This is a genomic window from Aureimonas pseudogalii (assembly GCF_014196835.1).
Taxonomy (GTDB): domain Bacteria; phylum Pseudomonadota; class Alphaproteobacteria; order Rhizobiales; family Rhizobiaceae; genus Aureimonas; species Aureimonas pseudogalii.
Genome location: NZ_JACIEK010000022.1, coordinates 1 through 12547, shown reverse-complemented (window position 1 = coordinate 12547; position 12547 = coordinate 1). Strand labels below are relative to the sequence as shown.

The window sequence follows — 12547 nt, the reverse complement described above, 5'->3', positions numbered from 1 at the left end:
GACTCTCGTCAGCCGCCGACCGCCGCCGACCCGCCATTCTCCGGCGGGATTTCGGAACGCCGTCCGCCGCGGCGCGGACCGGCGTCCGGCTGGGCGACCACCTCCTCGACCTTGCCACGGACGATGAGGATGTGGTCGCGCATGGTCGAGGCGCCGGCGTCTTCGTCGCCGTCGAGGATGGCCTGCACGATTCGTCCATGTTCGGCCTGCGAGCCCTCGATGCGCCGATCGAGCTCGAACTGCATCTTGCGGAACGGGGCGAGCCGGCGGCGGACCCCGATCGTCGTCATCTCCAGGAAGCCGTTGCCCGATCCCCGGTAGATCGCATTGTGGAAGCGCTCGTTGTGGGCGCGGAACCCGTCGACGTCGTTCTCGGCGACGAAGGCCGCACCCGCCTCGTGAAGCGCCTGGAGGGCCAGCTTTTGGGGTGTCGTCATGGAGCCCGCGCAGAGCCGCGCGCAGAGCGCCTCCAGTTCGGCCATCACCACGAAGGCCTCGGCCAGTTCTTCCGGCGCGAGATTGGCGACGATCGCGCCGCGATGCGGCCGCGAGGCGGCGAGCCCGATCGTCTCCAACTGCCGCAGCGCCTCGCGGATCGGCGTGCGCGAGACGCCGAACTCGAGCGCCAGGCTCGTCTCGTCCAGCGGCTCGCCCGGCCGGAGGATGCCGTGGACGATCCGGTCGGAGAGAACCTCGCGCAGCATGTCGGCCGAGGTGCGCCTGGTCGGGGGCGAGGAGGGGGTCGGTCGGCGGGTCATGCGAAGGGTTCTAGCGCACGAGGCGGCGAAACGGAGCCGCCTTTCCGCCGGCCGCCGCTGTGTGACGCCGGGATGCGGGGAGTTTCGAACACGCGCGCGTTTGCGCCTCTCAGGCGGCCTTCGTCCGGGCGGCCACGTAGGCGCGCCAGCCGCCGAACTCGGTCACCTCCAGCGCGCCTCGAATGGCCGAGGGCTCGCAGACGAAGCCGGAGACCTCGCTTCCGTCGTCGAGCGCCAGCTTGCCGATGCCGAGCGGCTGGGGGATGCCGGCGACGAAGCGCCCGAACCCGGCGGGATCGAGCGACCAGACCTCCACGGCGATGCCGGGACCGGCGAAGGCGGGATCGCGCACGAGGCCGGGCTTGGCCGGCACGGTGCCGGGAAGGGCGTAGAGCCGGTAGAAGGGGGCGGTCCGGCCCTCGCGCACGAGGCGCCCGCCGAGCTCCGTCAGCTCGCCGTTCAGCGGCATGCCGGTGAGGTGCGCGCCGACGACGGTGACGAGGATGCGGTCCTCTTGCATGGCCGCGACGGGGGCAAGCACGAGGTTCCGGTCGAGCCCGGCCCCGGTTCCCGCCGCGGCGTGTAGCGCGCTCGCGAAGGCGCCGAGCGCCTCGTCGGTGTCCTGCGGCGCGACGAGCTGGACGCCGAAGGGAAGCCCGCCTTGCGTGAAGCCCGCGGGAACGGCGATGGCGGCGCAGCCGAAGAAGTTCGCGAAATTGGTGAAGCGGCCGAAGCGGGCGTTGAGCGCCACGGGATCGACGCGCATGGCCTCCACCGTCTGGATGTCGGGCGAGGTCGGCAGGATGAGCGCGTCGACCTTCGCCCATTCGGCATCCGCCGCGCGGCGGAAGGCGGCGAGGCGATACTGGCCCTCGAAGGCGTCGACCGCCGTCATGCCGCGGGCCCCCTCGACGATGCCGCGCACGACCGGGTCCATGTCGGCCGCATGGGCGTCGATGAAGGGCGTCACGGCATGCAACCGCTCGGCGACCCAGGGCCCCTCGTAGAGAAGCGCCGCCGCCTCGCGGAAGGGCCGGTAGTCGAAGGGCACGATCTCCGCGCCGAGGCTTTGGGCGCGGGCGACGGCGGCCTCGTAGAGCGCGGCATAGGCGGCATTGCCGAAGAACTCGCGCTCCTCCGGGGCGGGAACGCCGAGGCGGAGCGATGCGGGAAGGGCGACCGTTGCGGGAGCCCGCGAATAGGCGTCGGCGTCGTCGAACCCGTCCATGACGCGCCGGGCCTCCAGCCCATCGGCGACCGATGTGGCGAAGACGGTGACGACGTCGATCGAGCGGCAGGCCGGCACGACGCCCGAGGTGGACACGCGGCCCGGCGATGGCTTGATGCCGACGATGTTGTTGAAGGCGGCGGGCACGCGGCCCGATCCCGCCGTGTCCGTGCCGAGCGCGAAGGCGGCGAGGCCGGCGGCGACCGCGACGCCGGAGCCGGAGGAGGAACCGCCGGACACGTAGTCGGCGTCGAAGACGCAGCGTGGCGCGCCATGCGGCGAGCGGGTGCCGTTGAGGCCGGTCGCGAACTGGTCGAGATTGGTCTTGCCGACGACGAGCGCGCCCGCCGCCTTCAGCCGTGCGACGACGGTCGCATCCTCTGCCGGCTCGTAGGCGAAGGCGGGACAGGCGGCGGTGGTGGGAAGGCCGGCGACGTCGATATTGTCCTTCACCGCGAAGGGCAGGCCCCAGAGCGGAAGCGAGTTCGGCTCGGGTGCCCGCGCCGTCAGCTCGCGCGCCGCCGCCAGAAGCGCGTCGGCCGGCATCGTCGCGATGAAGACGGCGGGATCGGCGGCGTCGAGGCGGGGAAGAAGGGCCGTCACGAGATCGACGGGCGTCACGCCGGCGGCGAAGGCTGCGCGCAGGCGCGCGAAATCGAGAACGATGGGAAGCTCGGTCATGGGGTGGGCTCAGTCGTCTTCGAGGATTCGGACCGGCTCGGCCCAGGAGATGAGGATGGTGCAGCCCTCGTCCGACCAGACGCGGTGGCGACTGCCGGGACGGTTCACCACGACGTCGCCCGCGCGGTAGGTGCCGGCCTCGTCGCTCTGGCTGCCGGCGAGGACGCAGATCGTCTCCAGCCCGACATGCTCGTGCAGCGGCACGCGCGCACCCGGCTTATAGCGCAGGAGCGCAAGCCCCGGCCCTGCGCCGTTCTCGGCGCGCTTCAGGTGGCAGATCTCGACGCCCGGCTTGAAGGGCTCGTAGTCCGCCGTCTCGTGGGCATGGGCGAGAAGGCCGGGGAACCGAAGCGTCGTCTCCGCGCTCATGCCGCGAGCCCTTCCAGCACCGCATCGACGGGCGTGGCCCAACCGACGATCGCGCCCTGCGCCGTGATCATCTCGATCGCGGCCCGCTTGAATTCGGGGAAGTAGCTCTCGGTCGCGTCCTCCGCGAGGAGGCATTCGAAGCCGCGGTCGTTGGCCTCGCGCATCGTCGTCTGCACGCAGACCTCCGTCGTGACGCCGGCAAAGACGAGTTGCGTGATGCCGGCCCTCGCCAGCACGTCGCCCAACTCGGTCGCGTAGAAGGCCCCCTTGCCGGGCTTGTCGATCACCGTCTCGCCCGGCTCGGGAAAGAGCGCGGCCACGATCTCCGCGCCCGGCTCGCCCTTGACGAGAATGCGCCCCATGGCGCCGGCGTCGCCGATGCGAAGGCCGGGCTTGCCGCGGGCGAGCTTGGCGGGCGAGCAGTCCGAAAGGTCGGGCGCGTGGCACTCGCGCGTGTGGATCACCGGCCGGCCGGCGGCGCGAAAGCCTCGGATCAGCCGCGCGGTGGCGGGCACGATCGCCTGGAGGCGCGTCACGTCGTTGCCGAGACTTGCCCCGAAGCCGCCGTGCTCCAGGAAATCGCGTTGCATGTCGATGACGATCAGCGCGACGGTTTCCGGATCGAGCGCGAAGGGATAGGGCGCGGCGGGGATCGCGGCCATCAGTGGTGCCCCGCCATGTGCGTTCCGATCTCGGTCGTGTCGGCGGCGGCCCCGCCCGGCGTCTCGAAGACGACGCGGCCCTCGAAGAGAACGAGGATGCGGTCGGAGAGGGCGACCACTTCGTCGAGATCCTCCGACAGGAGAAGCACCGCCGTGCCGCGATTGCGCGCGTCCAGGATCTGAGCCCGGATGTCGGCGACCGCGCCGAAGTCGAGGCCGAAACAGGGATTGGCGACGACGAGAAGGCGCGTCTCGCCGTCCAGCTCGCGCGCCAGCACCGCGCGCTGCACGTTGCCGCCGGAGAGCGTCGCGATTGGCGCGCCGGGCCCTTGCGTCTTCACGCTATAGGCCGCGATCAGCCGGTCGGCCTCGCGGCGCTGGCGCGCGCGGTCGACGAGGCGCAGGCGCCGGCCGTCCTCGCCGCGGTCGAAGGTGCGGAAGGCGAGATTGTCCGAAACGCTCATACGGGCGACGCAGGCGTTGCGCAGCGGCTCCTCGGGCAGGCAGCGCACCTTCTTCGCCTGCGCCGCGGCCCGGCTCGCGTCGTAGGGCACGCCGTCGACGGTCATCCGTCCGCCCTCGGCCGGCGTCTGGCCGGAGAGAACATCGACGAGCACCGTCTGTCCGTTGCCGGAAATTCCGGCGATGCCGACGATCTCGCCGGCCCGGACCGTCAGCCCCTCGATGGCGATCGCGCCGCGGCCCGACCCGCCAGCCGAGACGTCGCTCAGGTCGAGCACGATCGCGGCCGAGGGGCCGAAGGCCCGCCGCTCGGGAACGGGGGCGAGCCTGCGCTCGCCGATCATCATCCGCGCCATGTCGGAGGTCGAGAGGTCCGCCACCGTGCCGCCGCCGACATGGGCGCCGCGCCGGAGCACGGTGACGCGGTCGCAGAAGCTCGTCACTTCGGAGAACTTGTGGGTGATGAGAAGGACGCTCATGCCGGTCTCGATGGCGCGGGCTCGCAGGAATCCCAGCACCTCGCGCGCCTCCTCCGGCGTCAGCACCGAGGTCGGCTCGTCGAGGACGAGGACCTTCGAGCCGAGATAGAGCTCCTTCAGGATCTCCGTCTTCTGCCGCTCGCCGGCGGACAGGCGATGCACGGGCACGTCGAGCGGCACCTTCAGCGGCATGGTGGCGATAAAGGCCTGCAGCGCCCGGCGCTCCGCCTTCCAATCGACGATGGGCGGCACGTCGGCCCGTGCCATCACGAGGTTTTCGAGAACCGTCATCGCGGGCACCAGCGTGAAATGCTGGTAGACCATGCCGATGCCGGCGCGCCGCGCGTCGCGCGGATTGGCGATCGTCCGCTCGCGTCCCTCGAGCCGCACGGCCCCGGCATCGGGCGCGTAATAGCCGAGGATGCACTTCACCAGCGTCGACTTGCCCGCGCCGTTCTCGCCGAGCAGCGCGTGGAATTCGCCGGGCATCAGCCGGATCGACACATTGTCGAGCGCGGTGAACGTGCCGAACCGCTTGGTGAGGCCGACGGCCTCCAGCAGCGGCGTCGTCGGCAGCCCGCCCTTCTTCGGCGAGGCCGGTGGCTCGAAGGGCGATGCGGCGAGCGCGCTCATGCCACGGCCTCGATGAGGTCCCGCGAGGTCGCGACCGCGCCGAAGACGCCGCCCTGCATCGTCACCATCTTGATCGCGGCCTCGTGGTTGCCGCGATCGGTCGCCCCGCAGCAATCCTCCAGGATCACGCACTCGAAGCCGCGATCGTTCGCCTCGCGCATCGTCGTGTGCACGCAGACGTCCGTGGTGATGCCGGCGAGCGCGATGTTGCGGATGCCGCGCGCATTCAGGATCAGTTCGAGGTCGGTCGCGCAGAACGAGCCCTTGCCCGGCTTGTCGATCACGATCTCGCCGGGCAGCGGGTAGAGTTCGGGGATGATGTCCCAGCCCGGTTCGCCGCGCACGAGGATGCGCCCGCAGGGGCCGGGATCGCCGATGCCCGCCCCCATCTGGCGCGAACGCCAGCGCTTGTTGGCGGGAAGGTCGGCGAGGTCCGGCCGATGGCCCTCGCGGGTGTGGATGATCGTGTAGCCTTTGGCGCGAAGGGCGGTCAGCACCGCCTTGATCGGCTCGATCGGCGCCTGGGTAAGGGAGAGATCGTAGCCCATCGTGTCGACGTAGCCGCCCGTACCGCAGAAGTCGGTCTGCATGTCGATGACGATGATCGCGGTGTTGTCCGGCCGCAGGCTCCCGTCATAGGGCCAGCGATAGGGGCGCGAGGCGATGGTCGTGCCGGTTGTCGCCGCAGCGGTTTCGAGCGCATCCATGCCGGTCACTCCGCAGCTTCGGAAAGAGGATCGCCGTAGTGGCGCGTCGGGCCCGGGAAGCCGCAGGACGTGCCGTCGACGACCTTCACCTCGGCCTCCCAGGGCAGGCGGTAGGTGCCGGCGACCATGTCCTGCATGAACGTGTAGGGGCAGTCCTGCGCCCCGCCCTTCACCGCGACGTAGCCGCGATGGCCGAGCTGGTAGATGTTGTTCTCGACGCCCCAGCCGCGGCGCGCCTCGCGCACGAGATCGGGCCGGACCTCGGCGGTGATGATCTCGTCCGCGCGCCCCGTCGTGCCGTGGGCGATGACGGTGCCGTCGAAGTTCACGATCATGCCCTCGCCCATGGAATCGAACGAGCCGTCGGAGCCGCAGAGGCAGACATTGGCGGTGATCATTAGGTTCTGGAAGGCGTTGGCCTGGTTGGTGAAGCGCCAGCTCTCGCGGATCGGCGCGGTGTAGCCGGCGGTGCGCAGCATGATCTCGGCGCCCTTGTAGGCGCATTCGCGCGCCATCTCGGGGAACATGCCGTCATGGCAGATGATGAGGGCGAGCTTGGCGCCCTTCGGGCCGTCGATGACGGGGATGCCGAGATCGCCGGGCTCCCAGGGCTCGACGGGCACCCAGGGGTGGAGCTTGCGATAGGTGAGGACGATCGTGCCGGCGTCGTCGATCACGAGCCCGGTGTTGTAGGGCATGCCGCCGGGGTTCAGCTCCATGATGGAGAAGCAGCCCCAGATGCGGTTGTCGCGGCAGGCCTCCTGGAAGGCCGCGACCTCCGGCCCGTCGATCCGGCAGAGGATTTCGGGGCGGATGTCCATCGAGAGCCCATGCAGCGAATATTCGGGAAAGACGACGAGATCCATCGTGCCGAGATTGCGCCGCGCCTTGCCGACCATCTCGATGATGCGCCGCGTCTGCGCGGCGATGTCGGCCCGCGTCTCGATGCGCGGCAGCTGCAGCTGCACGCAGCCGATGACGACGCCGTTCTCGGACTTGTTGAGACCACCCAGTCCATTCATGGCAGGGCTCCTTACTTGGTGATGGAAAGCTCGCGCGGCGCGCCGTCGAGGGCGCCGCGCGGCGACGAGGTGAGGACGAGGATGAGAAGCGTCAGCACGTAGGGGGCGGCGTAGAAGAGGTAGTAGCCTTGGCTGATGCCGACCGACTGGAGCGCCGGCCCGAGCGCGCCCGCGCCGCCGAAGATCAGCGCGGCGACGAGGCAGGCGACCGGGTTCCAGCGCGCGAAGATGACGAGCGCGACGGCGATGAGCCCCTGGCCGGACGAGATGCCTTCGTTCCAGGAGCCGGGATAGTAGAGCGAGAGATAGGCCCCGCCGATGCCAGCCATGAAGCCGCCGAAGGCGGTGGCGAGGACGCGCACGCGGGCGATGTCGTAGCCCATGGCGCGGGCCGCGTCGGCGCTGTCGCCGACCATGCGCAGGACCAGCCCGATCTTCGTGCGCTTGAACACGAAGGCGAGTGCGAAGGCGGCGGCGATGCCGATGAGGAAGAGCGGGTTGATCTGAAGCGCGGAGGCGAGCTGCGGGCTCGCGGTCCAGAAGCCGAGGTCGATCGCCGGCAGCATGGGTGCGGCCGGCTGGATGAAGGGCTTGCCGAAGAAGAAGGCGAGACCGGTGCCAAGCAGCATCAGCGCGATGCCGACCGCGATGTCGTTGACGCCCTTCAGCGAGCAGAGGAGCCCGTGGAGGGTGCCGAAGAGGACGCCGGCCAAGCCCGCCGCGAGAACGCCGATCCAGGGCGAGCCCGAGAGATAGGACGCGCCGTAGCCCGCCATCGCGCCGAAGACGAGCGTGCCTTCGAGCCCGAGATTGATGCGCCCGCTCTTTTCCGTCACGCATTCGCCGAGGCTGACGAAGAGAAAGGGCGTCGAAACGCGGATCGCGCCGCCGAGGATCGCGAGTGGCACGCCCCAGAGGCCGATGTCCCCGCTCATGGCGTGGTCTCCTTCAGAAGCGAACGCGGCAGCAGGCGCCCGTTCAGCGTTTCCGAGACGAGGATCGCGACGAAGAGCATGCCCTGCAGCACGAGGACGGTCGCGTCGGGCAATTCCATCCGGCGCTGGACGAGCCCGCCGGAAGCTTCGATCCCGCCGATGAGGATCGCCATCGGAATGATGGCCAGCGGGTTCTGCCGGGCGAGGAAGGCGACGAGGATGCCGGTATAGCCGTAGCCCGCAACGAGGGAGGCGTTCGCGCTGCCCTGCACGGCGGCGACGTCGATCATGCCGGCGAGCCCCGCCGCGGCGCCCCCGGCGGCGGAGAAGGCGAGCACGAGCCGGCCGACGGGCAGCCCCTGCACGGCGGCGGCGCGCGCGTTTCCACCCGCGATCCGCGCGGCGAAGCCGAACGTGGTGCGGCCGACGACGAAGGCCGCGAGGACGCAGGCGAGGCAGCCGACGAGAAAACCCCAATGGACGTCCAAGCCGGGAATGGCGCCGATCTTCAGATCCGCCGAGATCGGCACCGTGGAAGGCTTGTTGAGACTGGCGGGATCGCGCAGCGGCCCTTCGACGGCATGGTTGAAGAGGGCGATGGCGAGATAGGCGAGGAGAAGGCTGGAGATGGTCTCGTTGACGCCGCGAAAATGCCGGAGCGCGCCGGCGATGCCGATCCAGAGCGCTCCCATGCCCGCGCCGACGAGCGCCATGAGGAGGATGCCTGCGCCGCCGAAACCCGCTAGATGCGCACCGGCCCAGGCGCTCGCGAGCCCGCCGAGCACGAAGGCGCCCTCGCCGCCGATGACGACGAGACCGAGCTGCGCGGGAAGCGCGACGCAGAGCGCCGTGAGGAGAAGGGGCGCGGCCCGCTGCATCGTGTTTTCCAGCGAGAAGGCCGTGCCGAAGCCGCCGCGCCAGACGAGGCCGTAGAGCTCCGCCGGCGACTTGCCGACGAGCGCGATGAAGAGGCCGAAGAGCGCCATGCCGGCGAGGATCGCCAGCACCGGCAGGAGGAAGCCCTCGATCCGCCGGAGCGAGGCTTCGGTGAGGCGAAAGCCTCGGGCTGCGGGCGCATCGCCCGGCAGGGAGGAAAGGACGGTCATCGGCCCGGCTCCCGTCAGGACGTGGAACCGACGACGCCCTCGACGAGATAGTCCATGCTTTCCAGCTCGATCGCCGTCTCGACGAAGGCGCTGCCGGCCGCGACCTTCTCGGTGCCCTTGTTGTCCTTCAGCGGCCCCTTGATGACGGAGAAGCCGCCCTTCATCATCTCGGCCTTCACCGCATCGGCCTGTTTGCGCGCGGCCTCGCCGACCATGGCGCCGTAGGGGCTCGTCTTCACGTAGCCCTGTTCCAGCCCGCCGCGCACGAAGTTCGGCAGCGGCGTTCCCGCCTGCGCGGCGTCGATGAAAGTCTTGTAGATCGGCGCCCAGTTCCACTCGGCGCCCGTCAGGTAGTGGTCGGGCGCCAGCTCGGCCTGGCTCGTGTGATAGCCGGTGACGAAGCAGCCCCGCCCGGCCGCCGTCTGCACCAGCACCTTCGGCCCGTCGACATGGCAGGTGATGACGTCGATGCCCTGATCGACCAACGCGTTGACGGCTTCCGCCTCCTTCACCGGCATCGACCAGTCGCCGGTGAAGATGACCTGGACCGTGATCGAGGGATCGACCGAGCGCGCGCCGAGCGCGAAGGAATTGACGTTGAGAAGCACCTGCGGAATGGGCTTGGCCGCGACGAAGCCGAGCTTCTTCGATTTCGTCTGGTGCGCGGCGACGATGCCCGAGAGATACTGCGCCTGCCCGATATAGCCGAAATAGGAGCCCGCGTTCTTCGGATCGCTCTCGCTCCAGAGCCCGCCGCAATGGCGGAACTGCACCTCGGGATTGACCTCGGCCGCAGCCAGCACGAAGGGCTTGTAGTAGCCGAAGGAGGTGGGGAAGAGCAGCCCGGCGCCGTCGAGCTGGATCATCGATTCCATGGTCTTCGCCACGACGTCGCTTTCCGCGACGTTCTCCTCCTCGATGATCGTGATCCCCGCCATGTCCTTCAGCGCGGCGGCGGCGAGCGCATGGGACTGGTTGTAGCCGAAGTCGTCGCGCGGGCCGACATAGATGAAGCCGACCGTCAGGTCCGCCGCTCGGGCTTCTCCAACCCACGGTAGGAGCGGCGCCAAACCCACGGCGGCCCCCGCCTGGAGGAAGCGGCGGCGCGAGACGGTCAAGAGGGACATCGGAGAGCTCCGGTCAGTTGGTCGACGACCTCACTTTGCATGCAATCAGCGTGCCATCCGCCAAAACTTTGAAAGAAATGGAGTAAATCGATATGGTGTCGGTGAACGGGCAATGAAATGCCTCATATAGAGGCATCTTCACGGGCGATCTGCTCAACGGACGTGGCATGCGGGGTGGGCGGCATGGAGCCGGGGGTAGACCTTCGCCAGGGCCGTACTCTCGTCCGCTCTCGAAGCCGAAGGCGATCTTCGCTTTCGAAACGCTCAACGTCTTGATGCAAGTCTCATCGGCCTCCTTGCCGGGTCATGAGCGGAGACGGCGAGCGAGGGGGCGGCGTGGTACGCGGGCGCCGGCGAGGTCGGCAGGTCCGGCGTCATCCAGACCATCTGGGCGCGCGAGTTCAGGCAGAAGCCGAGGCCGGGAATGATCGGCGAGGACTGGAGCCAGCCGCCCGATGGCGTCGCCGACACCATGTTGCCTCAGCGGTCGATCACGTCGATATGCACGGGTGTTGCCGCGTTTTTCCGACAGATGCGACATGGTGGGCTCGTAGACCGCGCCGGCCGTCATGCCCTCCGCGTTCGGCATCGCCATGCTGCGATCGTGCAGCGCCTCGAAGCCTGGAGCCGGCCGGCGCCGAGCTCGGTGGACGCCCGGTCCATCCGGATCCGCTGGCGGCGCTCGGCGTTGTAGGCGTCCGACTGCAGCCGCTCCATCGGCACGTCGCAGAACCGCGGATCGCCGTAATACACGTCGCGGTCGGCGAAGCTCAGCTTCATCGCCTCGGCCACGACATGCACGAAATCGGCTCCCTGCGTGTCCATGGCGGCGATGTCGAAGCCCTTGAGCAGCGCCAGGCACTGGAGCAGCACTGGCCCCTGGCCCCTGGCCCCTCTGGCCCCTGGCCCCGGCTCTGCGTCTTGGCGACGCGCCAGCCCGCGGAGTCGTAGAGCGGCGGCGCCTCGACATGGGCGCGATAGCCGGCGAGGTCGTCGGCGCCGAGCACCGCGCGATGGCGCTCGCCGCTGCCGCCCATCACCTCCGCCGTCGCCAGATAGCCGGCGATCGCCTCGGCGACGAAGCCGCGATAGAAGGCGTCGCGCGCCGCCTCGATGCCGGCCTCGCGCCCGCCGGCCGCGTCGGCGGCCTCTGCGATGCGCCGCCAGGTCTGCGCGAGCGCGGGGTTGCGGAAGAGCGAGAGCGGTTCGGGCGCCGTGCCGCGGGGCGCCTAGGCCTCGAACGAGGTCGGCCACTCCGTCTCGAAGAAGCCGGCCAGTCCCGCGATCGTCGCCGAGACGCGCGCCAGGGTCGGATGGCCCTCGGCGAGGTGGAAGATCGTGGGCTCCAGCACGTCGCGCACGCTCATCCTGCCGTAGTCGCGCAGCATCGGCATCCAGGCGTCGAAGGCGCCGGGAATGACGGTCGCGAGCAGTCCGTTTCCGGGATCAGCATGATGCCGAGCCAGAAGTTCGGCACCGACAGACCCGACAGGGCGACGAGATTGGCTGTCACGTCGAGGGCGGAGTTCTTGTGCACGGCGGCGAGGATGCCGGCGGGAAGGCCGATGCCCATGGCGAGGATCATCGCCAGCACCGCGAGCTGGATCGTCACCGGCAGCTTTTCGAGGATGAGGTCGGTCACCGGCTGGTTGGCGCGCAGCGAGATGCCGAGATCGCCGCGCAGGAGATTGCCGAGCCAGTAGAGATACTGCCAGACGACGTTGCCGTCCGGGTCGAGGCGGCCCGACCAGTCGGAGCGCGAGATCTGGAAGTCGCCCGATCTCTGGGCGGCCAGAAGCGTGGTGAACTGGGTCGCCTGCAGCGAGACGTTGAAGCCGGCCTCGGCCACCATCGCCTGGTTCACTTGCATGGCCTGCAGCGTCACCGGCACGTTGGCGGCCTGAAGCTGCATGTGACCGAGACGACGCCGGCCTTGGCCTTCTCGATGTCGCGCGCGGGCACGGGATGGGCCTTGTCGAACCACGGGCTCTCGGGCAGGAAGGGCTGGTTGCCGGCGGCCTGCGTGCCCTCGTAGATCACCTGGTTGATCGCATCGCGATCGATCGCCAGCGAAAAGGCCTGACGCACGCGCTTGTCCTTGCCGAGCGGATTGTCGGCCTGCGCGCCGTTGGCGAGGTTGACGTAGAGCGCCTGATAGCCGAGCCCGATCACCGTCTCGCTCGTCAGGCCGGCATCCGCCTTGACGGCCGCCGCGTCGCTGGCGGCGACGCGCTCGACCCTGTCGAGATCGCCCGAGCGCAGGTTGGCGAGCCGCCAAAATTGGGTTCTCCCGCAAACTGTGTGAAGCTGTCAGGTTGATGCGAGAACGCGCTCGCGGAGGAGATCGAAGCCGGCTCGGCCATACATCGTTCTCTTGA

The 12547-nt window shown here is 69.6% G+C and carries 10 protein-coding genes and 3 pseudogenes; all 13 read right to left on the bottom strand.

Annotated features, from left to right (window positions below):
- Positions 1-8: 8 nt before the first annotated feature.
- Positions 9-758 (bottom strand): GntR family transcriptional regulator, encoded by a 750-nt coding sequence (locus GGR04_RS21660; RefSeq protein WP_183202399.1) that lies wholly within the window; start codon positions 756-758, stop codon positions 9-11.
- Between the two features lie 109 nt (positions 759-867).
- On the bottom strand, positions 868-2667 hold the full coding sequence (atzF, locus tag GGR04_RS21655; protein WP_183202397.1) for an allophanate hydrolase: 1800 nt from the start codon (positions 2665-2667) through the stop codon (positions 868-870).
- A gap of 9 nt (positions 2668-2676) precedes the next feature.
- A complete protein-coding gene (locus tag GGR04_RS21650) occupies positions 2677-3036 on the bottom strand; it encodes a cupin domain-containing protein (protein ID WP_183202395.1) in 360 nt (119 codons plus the stop codon).
- Positions 3033-3698 (bottom strand): cysteine hydrolase family protein, encoded by a 666-nt coding sequence (locus tag GGR04_RS21645; protein WP_183202393.1) that lies wholly within the window; start codon positions 3696-3698, stop codon positions 3033-3035. The genes GGR04_RS21650 and GGR04_RS21645 overlap by 4 nt, the downstream gene beginning before the upstream one ends.
- Complete coding sequence (locus tag GGR04_RS21640; RefSeq protein WP_183202391.1) at positions 3698-5272, bottom strand: ABC transporter ATP-binding protein; 1575 nt, start codon at positions 5270-5272, stop codon at positions 3698-3700. The genes GGR04_RS21645 and GGR04_RS21640 overlap by 1 nt, the downstream gene beginning before the upstream one ends.
- Positions 5269-5979 carry a biuret amidohydrolase gene (gene biuH / locus GGR04_RS21635; protein ID WP_183202389.1) on the bottom strand — a complete coding sequence of 237 codons (711 nt, stop codon included), beginning with the start codon at positions 5977-5979 and terminating at the stop codon, positions 5269-5271. Before biuH ends, GGR04_RS21640 begins: the two co-directional genes overlap by 4 nt.
- A gap of 5 nt (positions 5980-5984) precedes the next feature.
- Positions 5985-7001, bottom strand: coding sequence for a formamidase (locus GGR04_RS21630; RefSeq protein WP_183202387.1), 1017 nt, complete (start codon positions 6999-7001; stop codon positions 5985-5987).
- An 11-nt stretch (positions 7002-7012) separates the two neighbouring features.
- Positions 7013-7936: an ABC transporter permease gene (locus tag GGR04_RS21625; RefSeq protein ID WP_183202385.1), complete on the bottom strand. Its 924-nt coding sequence runs from the start codon at positions 7934-7936 to the stop codon at positions 7013-7015.
- On the bottom strand, positions 7933-9042 hold the full coding sequence (locus GGR04_RS21620; protein ID WP_183202383.1) for an ABC transporter permease: 1110 nt from the start codon (positions 9040-9042) through the stop codon (positions 7933-7935). The genes GGR04_RS21625 and GGR04_RS21620 overlap by 4 nt, the downstream gene beginning before the upstream one ends.
- A 14-nt stretch (positions 9043-9056) precedes the next feature.
- A complete protein-coding gene (locus GGR04_RS21615) occupies positions 9057-10169 on the bottom strand; it encodes a BMP family ABC transporter substrate-binding protein (protein ID WP_183202381.1) in 1113 nt (370 codons plus the stop codon).
- 312 nt (positions 10170-10481) lie between these two features.
- Positions 10482-11614, bottom strand: a pseudogene (locus tag GGR04_RS21610) (gamma-glutamyltransferase); the annotation flags it as partial.
- A pseudogene (locus tag GGR04_RS24115) lies at positions 11614-11880 on the bottom strand (ABC transporter permease); the annotation flags it as partial. The pseudogenes GGR04_RS24115 and GGR04_RS21610, both read right to left, overlap by 1 nt.
- A gap of 6 nt (positions 11881-11886) precedes the next feature.
- Positions 11887-12443 (bottom strand): annotated as a pseudogene (locus GGR04_RS24110) (ABC transporter substrate-binding protein); the annotation flags it as partial.
- Positions 12444-12547: the final 104 nt, after the last annotated feature.